Origin of the sequence: Ruania alba, assembly GCF_900105765.1 — a bacterium.
Taxonomy (GTDB): Bacteria; Actinomycetota; Actinomycetes; order Actinomycetales; family Beutenbergiaceae; genus Ruania; species Ruania alba.
Genome location: NZ_FNTX01000001.1, coordinates 583,807 through 606,104, shown reverse-complemented (window position 1 = coordinate 606,104; position 22,298 = coordinate 583,807). Strand labels below are relative to the sequence as shown.

26 protein-coding genes are annotated in these 22,298 nt (G+C 69.1%); 13 read left to right on the top strand and 13 right to left on the bottom strand.

What is annotated here, in order from left to right; genetic code table 11:
• Positions 1-48: 48 nt before the first annotated feature.
• Positions 49-990, top strand: a complete 942-nt coding sequence (locus tag BLU77_RS02770; RefSeq protein ID WP_089771589.1) for a hypothetical protein — start codon at positions 49-51, stop codon at positions 988-990.
• A gap of 133 nt (positions 991-1,123) precedes the next feature.
• Here BLU77_RS02770 and BLU77_RS02765 read toward each other — a convergent pair whose 3' ends face one another.
• Positions 1,124-1,729 carry a dihydrofolate reductase family protein gene (locus BLU77_RS02765; protein ID WP_089771588.1) on the bottom strand — a complete coding sequence of 202 codons (606 nt, stop codon included), beginning with the start codon at positions 1,727-1,729 and terminating at the stop codon, positions 1,124-1,126.
• Between the two features lie 140 nt (positions 1,730-1,869).
• Here BLU77_RS02765 and BLU77_RS02760 point away from each other — a divergent pair, with 140 nt between their 5' ends.
• The gene (locus BLU77_RS02760; protein WP_089771587.1) at positions 1,870-4,554 is read left to right on the top strand and encodes a helix-turn-helix transcriptional regulator; all 2,685 of its coding nucleotides are present in this window, start codon (positions 1,870-1,872) and stop codon (positions 4,552-4,554) included.
• A 189-nt stretch (positions 4,555-4,743) separates the two neighbouring features.
• On the opposite strand, the gene BLU77_RS02755 is transcribed toward BLU77_RS02760, so the two are convergent.
• The 7 genes from BLU77_RS02755 to BLU77_RS02725 are packed head-to-tail and all read right to left on the bottom strand — an operon-like array spanning position 4,744 to position 9,341.
• Positions 4,744-5,232 (bottom strand): hypothetical protein, encoded by a 489-nt coding sequence (locus tag BLU77_RS02755; RefSeq protein WP_139177565.1) that lies wholly within the window; start codon positions 5,230-5,232, stop codon positions 4,744-4,746.
• A gap of 13 nt (positions 5,233-5,245) precedes the next feature.
• Complete coding sequence (locus BLU77_RS02750) at positions 5,246-5,731, bottom strand: pilus assembly protein (protein WP_245708640.1); 486 nt, start codon at positions 5,729-5,731, stop codon at positions 5,246-5,248.
• An 8-nt stretch (positions 5,732-5,739) separates the two neighbouring features.
• Positions 5,740-6,123, bottom strand: a complete 384-nt coding sequence (locus BLU77_RS02745; protein ID WP_089771585.1) for a TadE/TadG family type IV pilus assembly protein — start codon at positions 6,121-6,123, stop codon at positions 5,740-5,742.
• Positions 6,120-6,302, bottom strand: coding sequence for a hypothetical protein (locus BLU77_RS02740; RefSeq protein WP_089771584.1), 183 nt, complete (start codon positions 6,300-6,302; stop codon positions 6,120-6,122). The genes BLU77_RS02745 and BLU77_RS02740 overlap by 4 nt, the downstream gene beginning before the upstream one ends.
• Positions 6,303-6,329: 27 nt before the next feature.
• Positions 6,330-7,259 (bottom strand): type II secretion system F family protein, encoded by a 930-nt coding sequence (locus BLU77_RS02735; RefSeq protein WP_089771583.1) that lies wholly within the window; start codon positions 7,257-7,259, stop codon positions 6,330-6,332.
• A complete protein-coding gene (locus tag BLU77_RS02730) occupies positions 7,259-8,110 on the bottom strand; it encodes a type II secretion system F family protein (protein WP_089772929.1) in 852 nt (283 codons plus the stop codon). The genes BLU77_RS02735 and BLU77_RS02730 overlap by 1 nt, the downstream gene beginning before the upstream one ends.
• 4 nt (positions 8,111-8,114) lie before the next feature.
• Positions 8,115-9,341 (bottom strand): TadA family conjugal transfer-associated ATPase, encoded by a 1,227-nt coding sequence (locus BLU77_RS02725; protein WP_089771582.1) that lies wholly within the window; start codon positions 9,339-9,341, stop codon positions 8,115-8,117.
• 128 nt (positions 9,342-9,469) lie between these two features.
• On the opposite strand from BLU77_RS02725, the gene BLU77_RS02720 reads away from it, so the two are divergent.
• Positions 9,470-9,817 (top strand): nuclear transport factor 2 family protein, encoded by a 348-nt coding sequence (locus BLU77_RS02720; RefSeq protein WP_089771581.1) that lies wholly within the window; start codon positions 9,470-9,472, stop codon positions 9,815-9,817.
• 26 nt (positions 9,818-9,843) lie between these two features.
• Here the strand turns inward: BLU77_RS02720 and BLU77_RS02715 are convergent, their stop codons facing one another.
• A complete protein-coding gene (locus BLU77_RS02715; protein WP_089771580.1) occupies positions 9,844-10,377 on the bottom strand; it encodes a CGNR zinc finger domain-containing protein in 534 nt (177 codons plus the stop codon).
• A gap of 144 nt (positions 10,378-10,521) precedes the next feature.
• Between BLU77_RS02715 and BLU77_RS02710 the strand changes: the two genes are divergently transcribed.
• The 3 genes from BLU77_RS02710 to BLU77_RS02700 all read left to right on the top strand — a co-directional run bounded on the left by BLU77_RS02710 (position 10,522) and on the right by BLU77_RS02700 (position 12,243).
• Entirely contained in the window at positions 10,522-11,178 is a 657-nt protein-coding gene (locus tag BLU77_RS02710; protein ID WP_175476920.1) for a helix-turn-helix domain-containing protein, read from the top strand.
• Positions 11,175-11,933 (top strand): hypothetical protein, encoded by a 759-nt coding sequence (locus BLU77_RS02705; protein WP_139177563.1) that lies wholly within the window; start codon positions 11,175-11,177, stop codon positions 11,931-11,933. Before BLU77_RS02710 ends, BLU77_RS02705 begins: the two co-directional genes overlap by 4 nt.
• Before the next feature lie 85 nt (positions 11,934-12,018).
• Positions 12,019-12,243 carry a hypothetical protein gene (locus BLU77_RS02700; protein WP_089772928.1) on the top strand — a complete coding sequence of 75 codons (225 nt, stop codon included), beginning with the start codon at positions 12,019-12,021 and terminating at the stop codon, positions 12,241-12,243.
• A 5-nt stretch (positions 12,244-12,248) separates the two neighbouring features.
• Here BLU77_RS02700 and BLU77_RS02695 read toward each other — a convergent pair whose 3' ends face one another.
• The 3 genes from BLU77_RS02695 to BLU77_RS02685 are packed head-to-tail and all read right to left on the bottom strand — an operon-like array spanning position 12,249 to position 14,153.
• Positions 12,249-13,226 carry a formylglycine-generating enzyme family protein gene (locus BLU77_RS02695; protein WP_089771577.1) on the bottom strand — a complete coding sequence of 326 codons (978 nt, stop codon included), beginning with the start codon at positions 13,224-13,226 and terminating at the stop codon, positions 12,249-12,251.
• A gap of 34 nt (positions 13,227-13,260) precedes the next feature.
• Positions 13,261-13,677, bottom strand: a complete 417-nt coding sequence (locus tag BLU77_RS02690) for a GNAT family N-acetyltransferase (RefSeq protein WP_089772927.1) — start codon at positions 13,675-13,677, stop codon at positions 13,261-13,263.
• Positions 13,678-13,688: 11 nt separating this feature from the next.
• Positions 13,689-14,153, bottom strand: coding sequence for an SRPBCC family protein (locus tag BLU77_RS02685; protein WP_175476919.1), 465 nt, complete (start codon positions 14,151-14,153; stop codon positions 13,689-13,691).
• 57 nt (positions 14,154-14,210) lie between these two features.
• Here BLU77_RS02685 and BLU77_RS02680 point away from each other — a divergent pair, with 57 nt between their 5' ends.
• The 4 genes from BLU77_RS02680 to BLU77_RS02665 all read left to right on the top strand — a co-directional run bounded on the left by BLU77_RS02680 (position 14,211) and on the right by BLU77_RS02665 (position 18,549).
• Positions 14,211-14,507 carry a hypothetical protein gene (locus BLU77_RS02680; RefSeq protein WP_089771575.1) on the top strand — a complete coding sequence of 99 codons (297 nt, stop codon included), beginning with the start codon at positions 14,211-14,213 and terminating at the stop codon, positions 14,505-14,507.
• A 48-nt stretch (positions 14,508-14,555) separates the two neighbouring features.
• A complete protein-coding gene (locus BLU77_RS02675; protein WP_089771574.1) occupies positions 14,556-15,308 on the top strand; it encodes an SOS response-associated peptidase in 753 nt (250 codons plus the stop codon).
• 407 nt (positions 15,309-15,715) lie between these two features.
• Positions 15,716-17,152, top strand: coding sequence for a right-handed parallel beta-helix repeat-containing protein (locus tag BLU77_RS02670; protein WP_139177560.1), 1,437 nt, complete (start codon positions 15,716-15,718; stop codon positions 17,150-17,152).
• Positions 17,149-18,549 (top strand): choice-of-anchor Q domain-containing protein, encoded by a 1,401-nt coding sequence (locus tag BLU77_RS02665; RefSeq protein WP_089771572.1) that lies wholly within the window; start codon positions 17,149-17,151, stop codon positions 18,547-18,549. The genes BLU77_RS02670 and BLU77_RS02665 overlap by 4 nt, the downstream gene beginning before the upstream one ends.
• Before the next feature lie 130 nt (positions 18,550-18,679).
• Here the strand turns inward: BLU77_RS02665 and BLU77_RS02660 are convergent, their stop codons facing one another.
• Entirely contained in the window at positions 18,680-19,117 is a 438-nt protein-coding gene (locus tag BLU77_RS02660; protein ID WP_089771571.1) for a hypothetical protein, read from the bottom strand.
• A 144-nt stretch (positions 19,118-19,261) separates the two neighbouring features.
• Here BLU77_RS02660 and BLU77_RS02655 point away from each other — a divergent pair, with 144 nt between their 5' ends.
• The 3 genes from BLU77_RS02655 (at position 19,262) to BLU77_RS02645 (ending at position 22,286) form a co-directional block, all read left to right on the top strand.
• Positions 19,262-20,656, top strand: a complete 1,395-nt coding sequence (locus BLU77_RS02655) for a sensor histidine kinase (protein ID WP_245708639.1) — start codon at positions 19,262-19,264, stop codon at positions 20,654-20,656.
• Positions 20,653-21,354: a response regulator gene (locus BLU77_RS02650; RefSeq protein WP_089771570.1), complete on the top strand. Its 702-nt coding sequence runs from the start codon at positions 20,653-20,655 to the stop codon at positions 21,352-21,354. Before BLU77_RS02655 ends, BLU77_RS02650 begins: the two co-directional genes overlap by 4 nt.
• A 158-nt stretch (positions 21,355-21,512) precedes the next feature.
• Positions 21,513-22,286 carry an ABC transporter ATP-binding protein gene (locus tag BLU77_RS02645; protein WP_089771569.1) on the top strand — a complete coding sequence of 258 codons (774 nt, stop codon included), beginning with the start codon at positions 21,513-21,515 and terminating at the stop codon, positions 22,284-22,286.
• The last annotated feature ends 12 nt before the right edge of the window (positions 22,287-22,298 follow it).

The following is a 22,298-nucleotide window of genomic DNA, read 5'->3' as shown; positions in this document are numbered from 1 at the left end:
CACCGTGGGTCTTCCGATACGGTCGGAGCACCCGACGGAAAACGCGCGATGACGAACCAGCCCTATCAGGTCCACGAGTACCACCAGCAGACGGCACGAGCCTATGCGAGCGCGGGGCGCTTCAAGGGAGAGGTCGTCACGGTCCGCGGCGGCCCGGGTGCGGTGGAGGTGACCGGCGCACACGGCACGATCACCACCATCGCGGGTGAGGGGGAGATCCTCCAACGCGGCGGAGCACGGCTCCGTGTCTTCGAGATGCCGCCGACTCCGGAATCGATCACCTACGGCCCGGTCCGGCACGACTTCCACGGCATCCCCCGGTGGGCGCGGACACTGCGGACCGTGTGGATCGTGGTGCTCGTGCTCGCGCTGCTCACCCTGAACGGGATCTACCTGGGCGAGATCGGCGAGAACGTACCCCTCCCCTGGGCCGTAGCCATGGTGGTAGCCATCGCGATCGCCGGGATCCCGCTGCTGCTGAGCATCCGAGCCACCCGGCGGGGCCTGGCCGACGCGGACCCGGTCGAGCAGGTGACCAGCGTGTTCGAAGCCTCGGGGATGCCCATGGAGGACGAGGCGACAGCTTCGGTCCGCCGGGGCAGCACCTGGACGGGCGCGGGGCGTCTGCCCGTTGTCGACTACACCCTGCGCCGCTTCACCCGCGCCGGTCTCATCGGCAGCCAGTTGATTCCCGGGTTCGTCGGCTACGTCGTTGGCTTCGCACCGATGGGCGTGATCGCCTTCGGAATCTCTCGGGTCGTCCCGGACGAGTCGTGGCGGACGGTCGGCGCGCTCGTCATCCTGATCGGCCAGCCGATCTGCGCCATCGTGGTCTGGCACCTGCTGCTCTGGTGGGTGGCCAAGACGCGCTACCACTCGCCGCTCAAGGAGCACGCCGCAGCCTACTACCGGCGGCCCCAGCTGGCGAGCGTGGTCTGGTTCATCCTCTACCTGGTCGTCACTGCTGCCCTGATGCTGGCCGTCTGGTGAGGCTCCTCGGAGGACTCCACTGGTGGGACCTCATGCGTGAGGGACGACGTGGCGTCTCGACGCCTCCCCGCCGATGGGCATCAGCCTGACGCTCACCACCGCTTCTACCATCAGTCACGACCTACGTCGTCCCTCAGCGAGCGCGGTCGTAGAACATCCACACTGCACCAGTGTTGCTGGTGGTGAAATCGGTCAGCTTCCAGGAGGTCGTCGGGAGGCCGTCCTCGAAGAGCCGGGCACCGCCCCCGACGAGTTCGGGGCAGAGGTTGATGCTCAACCTGTCGATCGCGTCGGCTTCGAGTAGGGCTTTGATCACGCTCGAGCTGGCGAGCACGACGACGTCACCACCGGCCTCCTTTCGCAGCCTCGCCACGACACTGGCCGGGTCCCCGTCGACGACCTCGGCGTCCTGCCCGTTCGGCCATGCGGCCTGGGTGAGAGTCGAGGAGAACACGGTCTTCTCCACGTCATTGAGCCAACGTGAGAATGCGCGGTCACGAGGATCGGCGTTCTCGTCGTCTGCGACTCCTGGCCAGAAACCTGCGAATCCCTCGTAGTTCTTGCGACCCAGGAGTGCATGGTCGGCCCCGCTGCTCATTCGGGTCATCCCGTCCCGCGCGCCGTCGGTGATCGCATGGGGAACGAGCCAGCCCATGTCTGCGTCACCGCCGGGTCCGTTCGTGCGGCCGTCCAGCGACAAGGTGATGTTGGCGACGATTGTGCGCTTGTTCTCGGTCATGTCCGTCTCCTGTTCGGCTCCGATGCGTACAGCACAGGATCGTGGCGACAACGCGAGGAGAACATCGGCCAGATGGCAGAGATCCGGTCACAGGGAATAGAACCGGGTGGGAACTCCGGCAGGCTGGCAGAATCGCCGAGGTGTCCACCCGTGCCGTGCATCACGCGCCACCTGAACTGTCGACGTTCATCGGGCGGCGTGGCGAAGTGGCGCAGATTGCGTCGAGCCTGGCTGGGATGCGGACCGTCACGCTGGTGGGACCCGGCGGCGTCGGCAAGTCGAGGTTGGCGCAGGCTGTCGCCACGCGGACTGCAGAAGCCTGGGTCGACGGCGTGTGGTGGGTGGAGCTCGGCGGCGACCGAGGGCCGGACCACGTCCTGACTCGGGTGCTGTCCGCTCTTGATGAGGTCCTCCCGTCCGGACTCCGCAGCGGATCTGCGCTGGCGAGGGAGATTCGGCAGCGCCGGATGCTGCTGGTGCTCGACAACTGCGAGCACGTCCTCGACGAGGTGGCGGCGTTCGTCCACAGCGTGTCCAGCGAGGCCGGGCATTGTGGTTTCCTCCTCACCAGTCGGGCACCGGCCGATATCGAGGGCGAGCACGTGTACCGGGTACCGCCGTTGTCCCTGGACGACGCGCTCGACCTGTTTCGCGATCGCGCCGGCCTTCAGGGGCCGGGGCCGGTCATTCAGGAGGCGCGGCGGGTCTGTGACCGGCTCGACCGGTTGCCGCTCGCGGTGGAGCTCGCGGCGGGGTGGGCCCGGACCCTCACCCTCCGCGAGATCGCGGAGGCGCTCAAGGACCCGCTGGGGCTCCTGGATGGCGGACCGCGAACCGCGCCTTTCCGTCAACGCAGCCTGCAGGCGTCCCTGCGTTGGAGCCACGACCTTCTGAACGAGAATGAGCGGACCCTCTTCCGTCGACTCGCGATCTTCCGGCCCGGGTTCACCATCTCCACGGCGGCCGAGGTCTGTGGCTTCGGACACCTTCCGCAGAGCGGCGTCCTCAAGGCGATGAGGGGTCTGGTGAATTCATCGCTGGTGATCGCCGACACCACCGGCCCCGAGGCGAGGTACGCCATGCTCGCCGTCGTGCATGCGTTCGCGTCCGCGCGTCTGGAGGAGTCACCCGACGGCGAACAGGTCCGCGAGCGCCATCTGACGGCACATCTGGATCTGGCCAGGGCGATCACCCGGCTGCGGGACGACGACGTCGATGCCTGGCGAAGGGGCGTGAGTCGCGACTACGCCAACCACAAGGCTGCACTCGACTGGGGCCTGGAGCTGGAGGATTCGGCGCCCGCACGAGCGCTCGCCGGGGAGATCGCCTGGCTCTGGCATCTGGAGGGTTCGTCCGAAGAGGGCCTGGCCGTACTTCGTCGGGCTCATCACGCGGGACGGGAAGACCTCAGCATGATCCAGGCCAGAGTGTTGCTCGGCATCGCGATCGTAGCGGATCCGACCGCGTACCGAACCGAACGGGTCTCCGCTGCCGAGCAGGCGGAGTCGATGGCCCTCGAGTTCGACGACTGGCCGACAATCCTCCAGGCGAGGCTTTTCCTGGCCATCGATCTCATCAACACCGATCTCGACGCGGCTCGAGAGCTCGCGGCCGACGTGGCACGGCAGGCGCGAGAGCGCACGGTCGGGTTCGTCGGGGATGGTGCACAGGTAGTTCTGGGACTTCTCCACCTGATGCGCGAGGAGTACACCGAGGCGATTCAGCTGCTCGACGACGCCTCCGATGCTCTGCTCGAACGTGGTCACCGGGGTGTCGCCACGACAGGACTGAGCTTCCTCGCTCGCGCATTGGCCAAGTCCGGTGACGTGCATCGTGCTGCCGACGCCGCGGAGCACTCGGCTGCTGCCGCGCGGCCACTCAACGACGTCCACCGCCTCGGTGTCGCACTCAGTGCGGTCGCTGACATGCGCCGCTTACGCGGCGACTTGGACGGCGCCGAACGCGCCCTCGCCGAGATCGACCAGCTTGTCAATGACAGAGATGTGACACCCTTCGTGCCCGGATGGGAGCGAACGGCCGCGCTCGTCGCTCTGGCGCGCGACGCCCCGGACATGGCGGCGCAGTGGTGCCGACGCGAAGGCGCGGCGCTCGCCGTCGACGACACCGCACTGACCCCGCAGACCCAGGCCGTTCTGGTCGCCGCTCTGCTCCGTAGCGGAGAGTCGGACCGGGCTCGAAGCCTGCTGGCCACGCTGTCCACCCGTGCCGACGCATTGGGTCTCCCCGAATGCCAAGCCGAGGCCGCCGAGCTGCGAGCCGAGCTGACAGAGCACCCCGAACAGGCACTGGACCACCGCTACGAGGCCTTGCGGATCAGGTCGAAGCATCGTCAGGTACCCGGCTGCATCGACACCCTGGAAGCCATCATCGGTCAGCTCTCCGCTCGCGGCCGGACCGAGCCCGCCGCGATACTCTCCGGTGCGGTCCGCCGCGCCCGACACGAGTCCGGGTATGCCGGTCGCTCGTGGGTCGGAGAGCCCACCGCGGACACGTCCCTGGAGGACCCACACCTCCGCGAGGCGTTCGGCCAGGGGCAGAAGCTCACACTCTGGGAGGCCGCAGACTACGCCTCCCGGTCCCGTGGGCCGCGCCGTCGTCCGGAAACCGGCTGGGACAGTGTGACGCCAACGGAGCTGTCCGTGATCGCACTGGCCGTCGACGGCCTGTCCAACCCGCAGATCGGGCAACGCTTGTTCATCGCGCCGGGAACCGTCAAGACCCATCTCGCGCACGTCTACGCGAAGCTGGGGGTCGCCAACCGCACTGAACTCGCCCGGGTGGCTTCCACGCGTAGGACGGACTGATCCATCTGCCCTGCCTGCCCGCGCGGCAGTCGGAGTATGCGGACACCGACACACACTGGCGGGACGTGGGCGCACCGACCGAGCGCCCCGTAGGGCGGGGCGGGTTGGTCGCCTTCCCGGTGCGTGCCTTCGCCTCGGCCCCGGACGCCTCCGGACGAGAGAAGGCCGACCACCCACGGACCGTCTACGTCAGGGCACGTCCGGCTCACCGTAGGCGGTCACCTCGATCTGGAAGCCGTCCGCGAACGGGAGCAGCGCCCACGGCAGCACGGGCGGACGTACCCGGGCGGTGAGTGAGACCTCGGCGATCTCGCCGTCGGGCGTTCCGGTGGGTGGGACCACGGCAAAGTCCTCGAAGTCGACCATGCTCGCCGGCGCTGCGGCCAGGTACTCCTCCACCGAGTCACGGACCGAGGCGTCAGTGAGCGGGAGCTGCCCGGGGTCTCCGCGACCCTCGGTATAGAAAGTCGTCTCATCGGCGGCGTCGGCGGCGTCGGCCGCGAGCGCATCGGCCAGGGACAGCAGGTCCTTGCGTTCCAGGTAGATCGCCGACACAGCGATCACCACCAGCACCAGAGCCAGCGTGATGGCCCCGTAGACGATCGACAGCAGCAGGATCTGGCCGTCCTCGCGGTGCCCGCCGCGAGCATCACGCCACCGTGCACGCAGGGTTCGCATCGATCCGGCCACCTCAACCGCCAGCCCGGTAGTCGTCGACGGCGGCCATCGCCTCTCCCTGCACGTGCACCTCGGTGGCCAGCGCCTCGGTGAGGAACTCCGGGACGAGCGGCAGTTCGACATCGGTACTCACCTGCAGGTGGATGTAGGAGCCCGGGCTCAGACAGGGATCACCGGAGCACGTCACGTCCAGGGCCTGCTCGCCGTCCACCTCGAAGCCCTGGTCGGCGAATGCCAGTTCCACGGCGTAGGCCGCGTGGGCTGCCCCTTCCTCCTGGGATTCCGCCTGAGCGATGAGACGCCCCGCGTCCCGTGCGGCGCCGTCGGCAGCGAACGCGGCCGCCTGCACCCTGCTCAGCGTGATGATCAGGTACACGGTCGGGATGAGCAGGATGAGCGCGACACCGAGGAACTCCACCACGGCGCTGCCGGCATCGTCGCCGGCACGCACCTGCGCCCAGCGGCGCCGCACCCATCGCGCCACGCCCAGGGAAGGCACGTCACCGCTCACTCCGCGACCGCCCGACCCGTCACGCTGATCACCCCGGACGGGCCGAGCAGCCCGATCACCGGGACCGGAGCGCTCACATGCACCTGCACGAGCTCCACGCCATCGGCACTGCCCAGCTCCGCCGTCACCTGCTGCGCGTACGCGCTCGGAAGCGTCGCATCGATCAACGCAGCCGTGCGTTCCTGCCCGGCCGTGATCGAGCTCCCGTGCAGGGCGCCGAACCGGGCCCCCTCGGCCGCGGCATCGATGAGCACCGTGCGCACGTGCAGCGTCAGGGCGAGCTGCACCACCGCGAGCATCAGCGCGGTCACCAGCACCGAGACGAGCAGGAAGTCGACCAGGGCCGACCCACGCTCGTTCTCCCGCGCAGCCTCCCTCATGCTCCGAGGACGCGCTCCATCGCCGTCCGGAAGACATCCTCGAGGAGCTGCCCGGCCAGCGCCCAGATCGCCACAACCAGGCCCGCGGTCATCAACGTGACGAGCACCCAGCCAGGCACATCACCGCGCTCGGGATCCTGCCGCAGGCGCGTCTTGACCCCGGTCCACCAGTTCTTCATCGTCTTCTCCTTCTGTGTAGAGCCTTGCTAGATCGACAGCACCGACAGCCCCGGGAACACCGCAAAGACCACCGAGATGGGAAGAAGGACGAACACCACGGGAACCATCATCACGATCTCTCGCTTGCCGCCCTCTTCCATGAGCGCTCGGTGCCCCACCTGGCGCGCATCCTGCGCCTGCGCCCGCAGCACATCAGCCAGCGGTGTGCCGCGGTCCACCGCTGTGGCGACGCCGTCGGTGAACCGGACGATGCTGCTCAGGTCGGTCCGGGCAGCCATCCGTTCCAACGCTTCGGTGAGGGTCCTCCCGGAGCGGACATCGGCCAACGTGGTGCTGAGCTCGCCGGACAGCTCACCGCGCGTGCTGCGTGCCACTCGGTCCAATGCAGCCACCGGCGCCTCCCCGGCCCCGACCGCCAGCGCCAGCAGCTCCGCCACGGTGGGGAACTCCGCGATCATCCGTTTCTCCCGGGCCGCCACCTGGCGACTGAGCATGGTGTCCCGCACCAGAGCCCCGGCCAGCCCCGCGAGGGCCACGAGCACGATCAACGCGGGCAGCGACGTCTGCCGGGTGGCGGCAAGCACGAGGGCAGCCAGCAGCCCACCGGCGAGCGAGAGCGCTGACCAGATCACCTGTTCGGTCCGGAACTGCTCCACGGACATCGGGCTGCCCGCGCGGATCAGACGGCGCCGAATGCTGACCGCCGTACTCCCCAGGCGCTCGAGGAAGGCGGCGAGATCACCGAGGAACGGCCGAATCATCCGTTCGACCGTGGGGAACGGGGTGTGCGGGCTCTCGGCAAGCAACCGCGAGGTGACCACCTGGTCGCGCAGGTAGGGCGAGACGCGATCGATCAACCGCACTCGACGGGCGGCAAGTCGCCAGATCACCAGGCAACTGCCGAGACCGAACATCAGCCCGATCCCACCGCCGGTCAAGGAGAGTGTGGTGAGCATCAGCGCATCACCCGCACGTCTTCGGGGAGCCGGCCGATCCGTACCATCATCAGGTAGGCACCCGCGGAGGCGATTCCGCCGAGCAGGAGCACGAGTGCACCGACGGGGCTGTTGAACGCGTCGGCCGTCTGCGGGCGGGTGCTCAGCATCGCCAGGATCAGCCACGGCGACGCCGCGGCCAGACGCGCTCCGTTCACTGTCCAGGACTGGCGTGCCTCCAGCTCACCGCGAGCACGCAGGTCCTCCCGGAGGAACTGCGAGAGGGTGCGAAGCAGCCGCCCCAGATCACTGCCACCGACCTCTCGGGTGATCCGGAGCGCCTCGATGAGGCGATCCGCGACGGGGTCAGCCAGCCTTGCCTTGAGCCGGTCGAGCGAGTCCGCGAAGCGCCCGGTGGCTCGATAGTCCTCGGCGAACGCGGTGAACTCGGCACGCATCGGCTCGGGACCGCGCTCGCCCAGACTGATCAGTGCCTCCGGGAGGGACAACCCGGCCCGAATGGCCGAGGACAGGTCGTCCACCACGTCCGGCCACAGCTCACGGAGGGCCACCCTGCGCCGTCGGGCACGTGCCTGCACGTATGCCTGCGGGGCGAGGGCGCCCAGCACAGCGAACGCGACCGCGATGGGCGGCGAGGCAGTGAGACCGAAGGCCACCACGAGCACCAGCACACCGACACCGAGCGAGACGGCCACCATCCCTCCAGGGCTGACGCCGGGCATGCCTGCCTGGACGAGCAGGTCCTGCAGCCGACTGGACCTCTCGCTGCGCGGGCGCGGTACCCGCGGCCAGAACGACCACCAGATGCACAGCACTCCCGCGCCGAAGATCAGGCCCGCGACGGTTCCCACCTGCTCACCGCCTCGCGAGCAGGTCACGCAGGTCGAATCCGGACCGCTCGAACCGCTCGACGTGCGGCGGGAAGCCATCGCTGCGCACCAACTCTCCTGTGCGCCGTTCGAACAGGCTGGAGATCTCCACCACCCCCTGCTCGACCCGGCCGGACATCGCGGCGATCTCAGCCACCCGACGGTGGCCGCGCCGGTCCAGGTCGAGGTGGACGACCACGTCGAACGCCGCCGCGACAGTGGGCACCACGAACCGGTCGGAGATGTTCTCCCCGGCGAGCAGCGGCAGGGTGCACATCTTCACCACAGCATCCCGTGCCGAGTTGGCGTGGATCGTGCATGCCCCGGGGATCCCGGCGTTCAGGGCGATCAGCATGTCGAGCGCTTCGGCCTCGCGGACCTCCCCGATGAGCAGCCGGTCCGGCCGCATCCGCAGCGCCTCCTTGACCAGGCGCCGCAGCGGGATCTCGCCCGTCCCCTCCAGGTTCGGCTGCCGGCACTGCATGGCCACCACATCACGGCCCGCGAGTTGCAGCTCGAACACCTCCTCGCACGTCACGACGTGCTCATGGGCGGGGATCGACCCGCCCAGGGCGTTCACCATGGTGGTTTTTCCCGCCTGGGTGGCTCCGGACACCAAGATGTTGAGCCCGCTGGCAACGGCGGCATGCAGAAAGGCGGCGGCTTGGTCGGTCAGGGACCCCAGGGCGACCAGGTCGCTGAGCCGGCGGGCTCGGACGAGGTACTTGCGGATATTCACCGCCCAGTGCCGGCGGGTCACGTCCGGGATCACCACGTGCAGGCGTTCCCCGCCCGGCAGGGTGGCGTCGACGAACGGAGTGCTCAGGTCGAGCCGACGCCCGGAGGTGCGCAGCATCCGTTCAACCAGGTCGTGCACGTGCTCCTCAGTGAGCAGCGTGGTGGTGAGTTCGGGACGACCGTGCCGGGCAACGAAAACCTTGCCCGGTTCATTGATCCAGATCTCCTCCACCTCAGGGTCATCGAGGTAGGACTGCAGCGGCCCGAACCCGGAGATCGCGTCATGCAACTCCTTCGACGTCAGGTCAAGGTCGTCCAGACGGGGCACCAGACCCCGCAAGGATCGGTCGTCGTAGTCGGCCACAGCAGCGGCGATGATCTCGCGCACGTCCGAGTCGTCCTGAGCGGGATCGAGGCCGCGGCGGCGGATGAGTTCGCGCACCTCGGACTCGAGCAGTGCTGCGCCCCCAGCCATTCGCCTCTCCCCCAGTGCCCCGTACCGACTCGTCCGAACACGGTAGCGACGATCTCCTCGACGGGCTAGGTGCCTGTGGACAACGTCCACGGCACGGACCGGTCGAGGCGTGCGTAGGATCGGCGCACATGAGCGCCACTGACCTGATCCACCGTCATCTCGCAGCGTTCAACGCCGCCGACGCCGACGCCCTGATGGCCGACTTCGATTCGGACGCCACCTGGGTTACCGGTGACTACGAGGTGCCGCCGGGCACGCTGCGAGAATTCTTCGCCACGGCCATGGCCGGCCTCACTCCGCACCTTCAGCTGCGCCGGATCATCGACGGCGGAGCGGTGGTGGCCGCCGAGCTCACTGAGACGTGGACCTCCAGCGAGCAGGACAAGACGGCGGCGCTGATCGCCGTCTTCGACCTCGACGATCAGGGACTCATCACCCGCGCAAAGATCTACCGCGAAGGTTCTGCCGACGCCTGAGGAATGCCCACGACCCCGTGCCCGCCTTACACCCGCCGTGCGCGGTGCCGCCGCACTGCGGCCCGGTTCGCGCAGCGCACCGAGCAGTACCGTTGCCGCCCGTTGCGGGTGACGTCCACCACGACGGCGGAGCATGGGTCTCCCGGCTCCTGCCCTGCCGCGCACCGGGCCAGCCGGTGCATCCCGCGAGTGGTCAGGTGCAGTGCAGTGCCCACGCTGATCACCGCGGCGAGCACGTGTGGCAACGAGTGACCGTCGTCGCGGTAGTGCAGGTGCCATCCCTCGTCGTCGTGGTCGGTCAGTCGCGGGTAGGCGGTGACCGCCGCCATCTGCGCGTTCAGCAACCCGGCCCGTTCCTGCTCGCCGGGCGCGTCCACCACGGTGAGCCAGCCGTCGATCACCCTGCGGGTGCCGGCGTGATCTCCCGGAGCCTCGGGGAACGGTTGCGTCATCCCGAACTCGCGGGTGCGCTCCTCGATTCCGGCCCGATCAGCGGGCCAGTCGTTCGCGAGTGACGCGGCGAGCAGCACCGCATACTCGCCGTAAGGGTTGAGATGCATAAGACAATTACATCATGGCAAGGGCGAGGGCACTCACCCACGCAGCAACAGGAAGGCACCTTCACCTCATCGTGGCCACGTCGTGGCGGCGTGCGCGCCGATCAAACGTTGACAGTATCGTTCCGCACTCGGAATAATACTGTCATGCCGCTATTGGGAGTCGACGAGGTTGCTGCACACCTGGGCGTCAGTGCACGCCGGGTGCGGAACATGCTCGCTCACGGACACCTCCACGGGCGCATGCTTGGCGGCCAGTGGCTCATCGACCCGACATCCCTTCCCGCGATCCCCCGTGGCCCAGGTCAGCCGCTGACCCCCCGAACGGCGTGGGGCCTGGTCGCCATCTCGCACGGACAGCATCCGCACGACCTCACCCCCTCGGAAATCTCCCGGCTTCGGCGGCGCTGGCGCGAGCTCGTCCACGAAGGGCTGCCGCTTCCGAAGTTGCGGTCGCTGCTGGCCCGGCGAGCGCGACGTCTGACCTACGCCGCCCCCGACCTCCCAGGGGTGCTCGACGATGACCGCCTGGCACGGTCCGGGCGTAGCGACCGACGCTCCGGGATGGCTGACAACCGCCTTGCGGAGGGCTATGTCGCCTCTGTCGATCTGGACAACCTGATCATCGATCACCTACTGACACCACAGGAACTCGGCCAGACGGGCAACGTCGTGCTGTACGTGGCACCACATCGAGTGCAGGCACCGGTGCCATGGCTCCTGGTCGCTGCTGACCTTGCCGACGGCGGCCCTCGCGAGGCTCAGCAAGCGGCAGCCCTCATCCGCTCCGAGTTACAGCCGTGAGTACGCCAGGCCACACCGAGGCAGTCGAGGTGCCGATGCTCAATGACGAACAGGCTGCAGGCTGGCACGCCCTGCTGGACCTGCAGAGCCGGCACCCCAGCGGGTGGACCCTGGTCGGTGGCCAACTCGTGCACCTGTGGTGCGCAGCACGTGGATCCTGGCCCACCCGCCCGACCAATGACGCCGACGCCGTGCTGGACGTTCGCGGACACCCCCAGGCGTTACTCGAGATCACTAGCACGCTGGTCGACCTCGGCTTCACCCCGGACGGGACCACTCGGTCCGGACATCAGCACCGCTGGATTCGCGGCTCTGCGACCGTCGACCTCCTCATCCCTCGCTACCTCGGCGAGCGGGCCGCGAGCCGGCGAGGGGCAGGCGGGGCCACCACGATCGAGACGCCCGGCGCGCAGAAGGCCCTCAATCGGACTTCAACACAGGCCGTCCTCATCGACGGCCGCACAGGATGCGTTCCGCGCCCTTCACTCGTCGGCGCAGTGGTCGCCAAGTCAGCCGCTCATGGGGTGACGCTGGACACCCACCGTCGCCGTCACCTGATCGACTTCGCAGTCCTGGGCACGCTGATCCGCCCCAATGATGTGCGAGGAGAAGCCCCTCTGGACCGCACCGAACGACGGCGCGTGACCACGATGGTCGGAGAAATGACGGTGAACCGGCCCGTATGGGCAATGGTCGACGGGGCTGCAGCAGGGTTGCAGCGATTGCAGATGTCACTGCTACGCGACTGGCATTGAGAACAGCGCTCTCACCAACCTCAGGGCGAGACCAGATCGCCGTAAGGGTTGAGATGCATAAGACCATTACATCATGGTGGACCCCATGACCACCGATCAGCTGCACCAGCCGCTCACTCCTTCAGTCCCCCTCGCCGCCCACGAGCACGGTTGGGTCGTCGAGTCGGCGCACCACACCTCGCAGGGCCGCCTCCTCTACGTCCGTTGCACGGGCTGTGGCGTGCGCCGGGTGGACCTGCAGGACCAGGGCGACCGGCCGCCGTCGGCCATCAGCCGCCCCACCCGCGGGCTGGCCGCACTCGGACAGTAGGCAGTTCAGGCGGCCGAGACGGTCCGGAAGCCGGTGTTGCTCATCGCCGAGTCCGGGGTGTTGGACGAGCGGGCCGCGTTCCGGTAGCGGTTGCAGTAGGAGTCGTGGCACAGGAACGACCCCCCACGCAGTACCCGGGCCATCCCCTGCTCGGGCCCGGTAGGGTTCTGCGCCGGCGAGTGGGTGTAGTAGCGGGGGTCGAACCAGTCCGCGCACCACTCCCACACGTTCCCCACGGTCTGCCACAGGCCGTAGGCGTTCGGGCTGAAGGTGCGCACCGGGGCGGTGGTGAGGAACCCGTCCTCGACCGTGTTGTCCACCGGGAACCGGCCCTGCCAGATGTTCGCCCGCCACTGGTCACCGTCGCCGGGGAACTCGGCACCCCACGGGTAACGGTGCCCCTGGGTTCCCCCGCGGCTGGCGGCCTCCCACTGTGCCTCGGTCGGCAACGTCCGACCGGCCCACCGGCAGTACGCCTCGGCGTCGTTCCAGGAGATGTGCACCACCGGGTGGTCCGCCAGGCCCTCGACGGAGGAGTTCGGACCGCCCGGGTGTGCCCAGTCGGCGCCCTTGACGCCGAGCCACCAGGGAGTGCCCGGCGCGCGCCCCATGATGGCCTCCTCAGGAGCGGCCAGGGCGAGATGGAACACGGCCGAGAACCCGAAGGTCTCGGACTCGGTGCGGTACCCGGTGGCCTCCACGAAGGCTGCGAAGTCCGCATTCGTCACCGAGGTGGCGTCGATGCTGAACGCGTCCACGGTCACCGGGTGCACCGGGGTCTCCCCGTCGGCGTGGTACCCGACACCGTCGGCGTCGCCCATCTGGAAGGTCTGCGCCGGCACCGCGCACTGCTCGACCGCGTGCTGTCCGCGGCCCGCGCCGGCCGGCACCTCCCCGACGCTCTCCTCTGCGAGTGCTCCCTGCGGGGTCTCCCGCGCCGGTGCGCAACAGGTCTTCGGCTGGTCCACATTGTCCTCGGTCATCGCCTGCGATCCTACGCCGCGCCCGAGGGCCGCCTCAGCGCAGTCTCACGAACGCGCGCAGCCCCGGGTCGTGATCGTGGGTCTCGACGAACCCGAGCGAGGTGTAGAAGGCCCGCTGCTCGGGGCGGTCGTCGGTGAGCAGCACCTGCTGGCGGATGTCGCCGTAGGAGCCGAGCAGTTGGGTGAGCAGTTCGCGGCCGAGGCCGGTGCGCTGGTGCGAGGGGCGCACCAGCACGTCCTGCAGGTAGACCACCGTGACGCCGTCGGAGATCGTGCGCGCCAGACCCACCAGCTGCTCCCCGTCCCAGGCCACGCCCACCCGGTGCGAGCCGCGCACCGCCCGGAGCAGGGCGTCCGGGTCGCGCGTGTAGGCGCTCCACCCGACGGCGGAGTACAGGTCCACGAGTTCCTCACGCCCCAGGGTGGTCGCCTCGCCCGTGCTGATCTCCATGGCCATCGAGGCTATCCGTTCCCGGTCGGCTCTCTGGTGGTCAGCTCCTGGCGCAGGCCGCGCTCCCCGGCCGCCATCACCCGGGCGTGCGCAGCGGCGAACAGCCCGCCGGCCACCGGCGCCAGCGCGCGCATCCAGACGCGTTGCACCTGGACGTCCCAGAAGATAGTCATTTCCGTCCCACCACGCACCGGCCGGGCGGCCCAGATCCCCGTCCCGCGCAGGTCACCAACCACCCGGGCGCGGGCCCACTGCCCGGGCTGGACGGCCACGATCTCGGTGCCGAACCGGAGCCGGTAGCCCACATTGAGGGTGAGATGGATGCGTTGACCCACGCCGCCGTCGTCGCCCGCACGCACCTGCACCACCCGGGTGAAACCGGGCCACCACTGCGGCCACTGCTGCGTTGCGGTGAGCACTGCCCACGCGGCCGCGGGCGGGGCGGCCACCAACCAGGTGGAGACGAACGTCGCCATCGCCCCTCCCGATTCCTTCCTGATGCAAGGTTCGATCATCGCAACTATCGTCACTCCATGGCCAGCGTCGCCCGTGGCGAGATCTCGCGCCCCCACCCAGTGGCGGACACGCTCCTGGCCGCGACCGGCATGCTGCTGATGATCGCGCAGGTGCCGTTCTTCCTGTCGATCGGGATCCTCGCACCACTCACCGGCCGGGTCGTTCTCATCGCCGCGTGGCTGCTGCTGGCGACGCTCGGTCTGCACTGGTTCCGGGATCACCCCGCGCGGGTCCTCGGCCTGGCCATGGTGATGGGAGTGTTCTGGTACACGGCGGGAGTGCTCGCCGAGGGGTGGCTCGACTGGACCGTCTGAGCGATCGCCGCAGCGGCGCACACCTCTGGCGCCTGGCAGGCTGGGCCCATGTGCGGTCGCTACGCCTCGTTCCGGGAGGCTCAGGATCTTGCCGACGCTTTTGACGTCGAGGAGATCACCGAACGTGCCGGCCTGCTCGAGGCCAGTTACAACGTGGCCCCCACCGACGGGGTCCGGATCGTGCTCGACCGAGCACCGAAGCCCACCGACGGCGCCGACACCGACGCGACCTCGGCGCCCGTGCGCCGCGAGATGCACGTCGCCCGGTGGGGGCTGGTCCCCGGGTGGGCGAAGGACCTCACCGTCGGGTCGCGGATGTTCAACGCCCGCAGCGACAGCCTCGCCGCCAAACCGGCATTCACGAAGTCCCTGCGCACCCGGCGCTGCGTCGTGGTGGCCGACGGCTACTACGAGTGGCTGAAGGAGGAGGTGCCCGGCCAGACCAAGCCGCGCCGCACCCCGTTCTACATCCACCGCAGCGACGGCGCACCGCTCGCGTTCGCCGGCCTGTACGCCTGGTGGCGAGACCCGGCCAAGGATCCCGACGACCCGGACCGGTGGGTGCTCTCCACCACGATCGTCACCGAAGACGCCCGCGGCGGGCTGGAACAGATCCACAGCCGTGAGCCCGTGGTCCTCTCCCAGGAATCAACCAGGTTCTGGCTCGATCCGGCCATCACCGCACCGGACGAGGCACTCGCCGCCCTGACGATCCCGACGCCCCCCTTGCGCTGGCACGAGGTGTCCCCCCGCGTGGGTTCGGTGCAGAACAACGACGCGAACTTGACTCACCCGGTGTGAGGTTCGGCCCCACGCGACCCGACGCAGCGCGGGCAAACGCCGACCCCCGGAACTTCATCGGCAAGGCTTCCGAAATCACTCAATGGACGCTAAGGTCTCACAGACACCTGTTCAATCGAATAATGGGGACGAGCGATGCGCATTCCCGGCGCCCACCTGCCTGATACCGCTTCCGGAGTGGGCACCCATCGACTCCAGCATCGCCGCCTCGTTGCTGTCGGCTCGGCCGTCGTCGCAGCAACCGCCCTGATCTTCGCGGGGGCGCCCCGCCGGCAACTGCGGCTGGTTCGACCTGGTACGTCGACGCCGCCGCCGGAACCGACGGGCCGGACTGCGGCGAGGCCGCTGGCGCGGATGCCTGCGCCACGATCGGCGCGGCAGTGACGTTGGCACTTCCCGATGACATCGTGTCGATCGCAGCCGGCGACTATGCCGAAGCTCTGACGATCACCACCCCGGTGACGCTGCAAGGCGCGGGGGCGGGCGAGGTGTCGCTGACCAACCCCGATCCCGACAACGCGCCCACGGTGCTGATCGATGCTGCCGACGGTACGGTGACGATCGCCGACATCGGCTTCATCGACGAGGACACCACCGCCCTCCAGCCGGTGATCCACGTTGCCACCGACCGCGCCGCAACACTCTCGGGAATCACCATCACGGGCGCTCCAGCGGCTCCCTCGACCGTCGGTGTCCATGCAGATGCCGGCAGCGTCGTCACCATCGAGGATGCCACGATCACCGGTACCGGCTCCGGTGTCCTGGCGGGCAACAGTGAACTCGGGCCCGACGCTGCACCGGCGATGGTCACGATCAACTCGTCCAGCATCGCCGCCAATGCCGTCGGTGTGGCGCTGGTGGCGGGCGAGGCGACGATCACGGGCGGATCAGTGTCGGGCAGCCTGGGTGCCGGACTCATCGGCTACACCGCCGATGCGACGTTCGACGTGACCGGAACCTCGATCATCGACAGCGGCGATCCCACGGGCGGGACGTTCCGCGGCGGGGTGGTGATCTACCAGGGTGGCGCGTTCACCGGTACGGCCGTGACGATCTCGGGCAACGACAACGGCATGATGCTGCCCGACGGCGGCGATGTCACGCTGACGAACAGCACCATGTCCGACAACGCCAGTGAGGGCCAGGACGCCGGCATCTGGGGACGGGCTGGCTCGACGGACGGCGAACCCATACCGCTCACCGTCACGATCACCGGCACCGAGATCACCGGCCATGCCATCGGAGTGCACGTCGAGCATGGCCAGACGCAGATCAGCGACAGCACCATCGCGAACAACCAGGCCGGGGTGTGGGCACTCGCCTCCTCGCTCGAGGGATCCAGCCTTGAGCTGACGAACAGCGTCGTCACGGACAACGACGGCGGCGAGGCCGGGGACGGGACGCCAGGCGCTGGCGTCTACCTCGAAGGTTCCGTCGATGCGGTCGTGACGGACACCGAACTCAGCCGCAACGCTATCGGCCTGTTCGCAGCCTATGCCCATGCCACGGTGACCGGTGGCGTCATCGCCGACAACGACTGGGCAGGTGTCTTCGCCGTCGAGGAGCCGCACGCGCAACAGCGGACCACCGTGGACCTGACCGGAACCTCGATCACCGGGAACGGCCTGGACGCGGACCTGGGGTCCCTCTTCGGCTTCGGTGGCATCGCCCTCAGCTTCGCTGCATCGGTCACCGGAAGCGATCTCACGATCGCTGACAACGCCGGTGGTGTGATGGTGCAAGGCGGCAGCCTCTCGCTCACCGACAGCACCATCAGCGACAGCGTGCGTACCAACCTCGACGATCTCGTCGGGGGCCGATCACCGGCTACGGCGCCATCGTGACCCCTACGGCCGCCGATTGGCCCGGCGACATCCAGTTGGTGCGGACCGAGGTGTCGGCCAACGCACGTGACGGCCTGCGGCTCAGCACCGGCTCCAGTGGCCTCGTCCGCTCGAGCACTGTTGCCGGCAACGGCGGCTTCGGCATCAGCAGGGAGGAGCTCGGGGACGAGTTCGGCGAGATCGCCGCGGCACCGCTACTGCTCGCTGGCAGCACCGTCGCGGACAATGCTGAGGGTGGACTCTGGCTGGGCGACACCATGGCCACTGCGATCGCTTCGATCGTGGACTCCTTCGATGGCACGTCTGCCTGCGACGGCGAACTGACCAACCTGACCGACGGTGGCTTCAACGTCGCTTCAGATGAGACCTGCACGCTGGATGCCGACACGAGCGTTGTCGCAAACCCGTTGCTCGAGCCGCTCGGGGACAACGGTGGTCCCAGTCGCACAGCGCTTCCCGGGTCGAGAAGCCCGGCCATCAACCTGGTGCCCACCGGTACCTCCGTGCCGTGGGGCAACGAGACGATCGAGCTGTGCCCCGGTGACGTCGATCAGCGCGGCGACGGCTACCCGCGACTGGTAGCCAGCGCGTGTGACGCCGGCGCGGTGGAGCGATCGGGTGGTGTCATCACGGTGACAGCGAGCGACGCGACGACCTACGAGGGTGCGTTCGAGCCGGAGGTGACGGCCAGCTACACCGGCTTCTGGGACCACGACACCATCGACGACCTGGACACCCTGCCGACCTGCGGCTACGACATGGATGCCGCCACCACGTTCTGCAGCGGCGGGGCTGACGACTTCTACACCTTCGAGTACGTCAACGGCACCCTGTCCGTGCTCGACCCGCTGGTGATCGTGACCGAGTCCCTGCCGGACGGGACGGTGGGCGAGGAGTACGCGGTCACGCTGGAGGCCGACGGCGGCAACGGTGGTCCGTACACGTGGGGCATGTCCGAGGGCGACCTTCCGGCAGGACTCGACCTCGACACCGAGACGGGCGAGATCTCAGGTGTTCCCGAGGTCGCCGGGGACGTGACGTTCACTGTGTTCGTGGGCGATCCCATCACCGCGGAGTTCACCCTCAGCGTGGCGCCCGCACCGACCGACCCACCCACCGAGCCAACGGACCCGCCCACCGAACCGACCGACCCGCCCACCGAACCGACCGACCCACCCACCGGACCAACGGATCCGCCCACCGAGCCAACGGATCCTTCCGGCGAGCCGAGCGACCCGCCCACCAGCGAGCCGAGCGACGCTGATCCGGGTCAGGAGATGCCAGACACCGGCGCGGACGTGCTCCTCGGACTGGCCGTCAGCGCGGCCCTTCTGGTCCTCGGGGCAGCGCTCATGCTGACCGTTCGGCGGCAACGGCACCAGCGCTCGGTGTCCTGACACAGCCTTCTCCCGGGTGTCGGCCGACATCCGGGAGAAGCCGCACGTGGAAGGTCGGGGTTCGTCGCAGGCCAGAATCATCCGGCTGAACGAGAGGCGGGCTGGCCAGCTCGTCCGCCTGCACACGACCTCAGGCGGCGTCGTCCAGCGTCATCGGCAGGACGGAACCGGTTCCGGCAACGAAGAAGGCCCGCACCCGTACCTTCATCCGCCGCGCCACGGTTCGAATCTGAGCATCCCAGGTGCGGTCGCCGGGACCCCGCCGGCTCGCACCGGGGCGTTCCAGCAACAGTGCCACGGACCCGCCCGGGGCGTGCTCGACCAGCAGTCTGCTCAGGAACGTCAGTACCTCCAGAAGCGTGCACGCGTCCGGGGTCTCGGGTACGTCCTCGATCGGGAGCAGCAGCGGTAGCGGGTGATCCTTGGAGTCCAGCAGCAGCACCCACAACGTGCTCCGGGTGGGTCGTACGTCCTGATGGACGAAGCGAGCCCAGTCCAGCAGGTCATGGTCGCTGCGCAGCGGACGGTCGGGGGTGATCGGTTCTGGGATGCCATCGGGGTGTGTCATGCGCTCCACCGTGCCCCGAGGCACCGATCCCCCGCTCCGGTTATCCACAGGCCATGCGGTACGCCCGCGGACGGAGGCGGCTGAGGGCTTCGTCCGACCGCAGTGGGACGCCATGCACCCGTCGGCCACCTAGTCTGAGAGATCATGGCGCCCCTCGACCCGCCGCCGGCCCCGCCGGTGCGGCGATACTCCCCGTTCACCGCGGACGCGATCGTCGCTGCCATCCTCACGATCACCCTCGGGATGCTGTCGATCGGGATCACCGGGTCCCTGGGACTCGGGAGGTTCGCCACCACCGTCACGGTGGTCACCAGCCTGGGCATGCCCGCCGCTCTCGCCTGGCGACGCACCCGCCCGGTGGCCTCGGCCGTGACGGTCTATGCGATGGCGCTCGCGCACGTGCTCGCCGGAATGATCCTCAGCGCCTCTGACCTGGCGATCTTCATCGCGCTGTACTCGATCACCGTGTACGGACCGCGCTGGGCCCGCCGGACCGCCCTGTTCTCCGCGCTGTTCGGCTGCCTGATTGTGGCGGTCTGGTTCCTCGTGTACAACGGCTTCACCGGTCTGGGCGCCCTGGTGGGCACCATGGGTGTGTTCGGCCTGCTCGCGGCCTTGGTGCTCAGCTCCTGGGCGCTCGCCCTGGTGCGCCGGGCCCGCGTGGAGCGCGTGGAGACTCTCGCCGAGCGTGCCGCGCGGCTGGAGGTCGAGCGCGACCAGCAGGCCCAGATCGCCACCCAGGCCGAGCGCGCCCGGATCGCCCGGGAGATGCACGACATCGTGGCCCACTCCCTCTCGGTGGTGATCGCCCAGGCCGACGGCGGACGGTACGCGGCCGCACATGATCCCCAGGCCGCCACGCACGCCCTCACCACGATCTCTGAGACCGGTCGCGCTGCCCTGGCCGACATGCGCAAGATCCTCGGAGTGCTGCGCAGCGATACCGGCGGTGAGCGGCTCACCCCGCAGCCGGAGACCTCGGACCTGGAGACCCTGGTGGAGCAGGTGCGCGACACCGGGCTGGCGGTCTCGCTGGTGCGGATGGGCACGGCCCGGACCCTTCCCCCGGGCGCCGGGTTGACCGTGTACCGGATCGTGCAGGAGTCCCTGACCAACATCCTCAAGCACGCCGGACCGGACGCCCACGCCACCGTGCTCGTGCAATGGAACCCGGCCCACCTGCTGCTGCAGATCGACGACGACGGCCGGGGTGCGGCAGCCCCCTCCGACGGCGCCGGGCACGGCCTGCTCGGGATGCGTGAGCGCGCCGCGATGCTCGGCGGCACACTCACCACCGGCCCACGCCAAGGCGGTGGGTTCCGGGTACGGGCCGAGATCCCGGTCCCGCACACCCCACCCGCGCCGACGGTCCTCGCACCGGGCCAACACCCACCACCGCCTGCCGGCCACAACCCGGCCACCGCCGTCGGGGGTGTACCACCGCCACCACCGCCCATCTCTCCCACCTGGCACAATCCAGCCGAGTGGGCCGACCGCTCTGGCAGCACACCACCCCGACCTGAGGACCACCACCGATGAGCACCGACACGCAGCCACCGGCCCCGATCCGGGTGGCGCTCGTGGACGACCAACAGCTGGTCCGCGCCGGCTTCGCGCTGGTGATCAACTCCCAGCCAGACATGACCGTGGCGCTCGAGGCTGGCGACGGCGCGCAGGCGGTACGGCTGCTCGCCTCCCACGAAGTGGACGTGGTGCTGATGGACGTCCGCATGCCGCAGATGGACGGGCTGGCCGCAACGGCCACGCTCACCGACCCACGCACCTCTCGCGTCGGCGGCACCCCGAAGGTGGTCATCCTGACCACCTTCGACCTGGACGAGTACGTGCTGCAGGCCATCAAGGCCGGTGCGAGCGGGTTCCTGCTCAAGGACACCCCGCCGGAGGAGATGCTCGCCGCGATCCGCACCGTGCACCACGGCGAGGCGGTCATCGCCCCCTCCAGCACCCGCCGTCTCATCGAGCACCTCGCGACCGTTCTGCCGGACGAGCAGAAAGCGTCCGCCGCCGTCCTCGACGCGCTCACCGAGCGGGAGCGCGAGGTGCTGGTGCTGATGGCCCGGGGCCGCTCCAACACCGAGATCGCCGGCGACCTGTTCGTGGCCGAGGCCACCGTGAAGACGCACGTGGGCCGGGTGCTGGCGAAGCTGGACGCTCGCGACCGGGTGCAGGCCGTGGTGACCGCCTACGAGACCGGGTTGGTCAGCCCCGGCTCCTGACGCCGTGGGTTGCCTCAGTGTCGAATCTCGCCTCGGGAACGACACTCACGCAACCCTCGTCGGTGGACGGGCAGGGAGCACGGTCCACCCACGGGATGACCCGAGAACCCACCCACGGCCAGACGCGCCCGCACCGCCGCGGCTCCTAACGTCGAGGTATGACCACACCAGCCACGCCCGAACCGGGCACCGCCGTCAGCGCCCAGCACCTCACCAAGGTCTACGGCAGCGGCGACGTTGCCGTGACCGCCCTGAACGACGTCTCGATCGGCTTCGAGACCGGCCAGTTCACCGCGATCATGGGCCCGTCCGGCTCCGGCAAGTCCACCCTCATGCACCTGCTCGCCGGCCTCGACTCCGCCACCTCCGGCCAGGTCCGGCTCGGCGACACCGAACTGACCGCCCTCGGCGACAACGAGCTCACCAAGCTGCGCCGCGAGCGGATCGGATTCGTGTTCCAGTCGTTCAACCTGCTGCCCATGTTCACGGCCCTGCAGAACATCACCCTCCCCTCCGAGCTGGCCGGCACGGAGGTCGACGCCACCTGGTTGGACATGCTGGTGGACACGTTCGGGATGCGCGACCGGCTCACCCACAAGCCGCACGAGCTCTCCGGCGGCCAGCAGCAGCGGGTGGCCATCGCCCGCGCGCTGAGCACCCGCCCGGACGTGATCTTCGCCGATGAACCCACCGGGAACCTGGACTCCCGATCCGGCGCCGAGGTGCTCTCCTTCCTGCGCCGCAGCGTGCGCGAGCTGGGCCAGACCATCGTGATGGTCACCCACGACCCGACTGCCGCCGCCTACGCCGACCAGGTGGTGCTGCTCGCCGACGGGCAGATCGCCGGCACCATCGCCTCCCCCACCCCGGAGTCCGTGATGGCCGGCCTTGACGCGCTGCGCAGCCTGGAGACGACGGCGGGCATGAGCTGATGTGGAAACTCA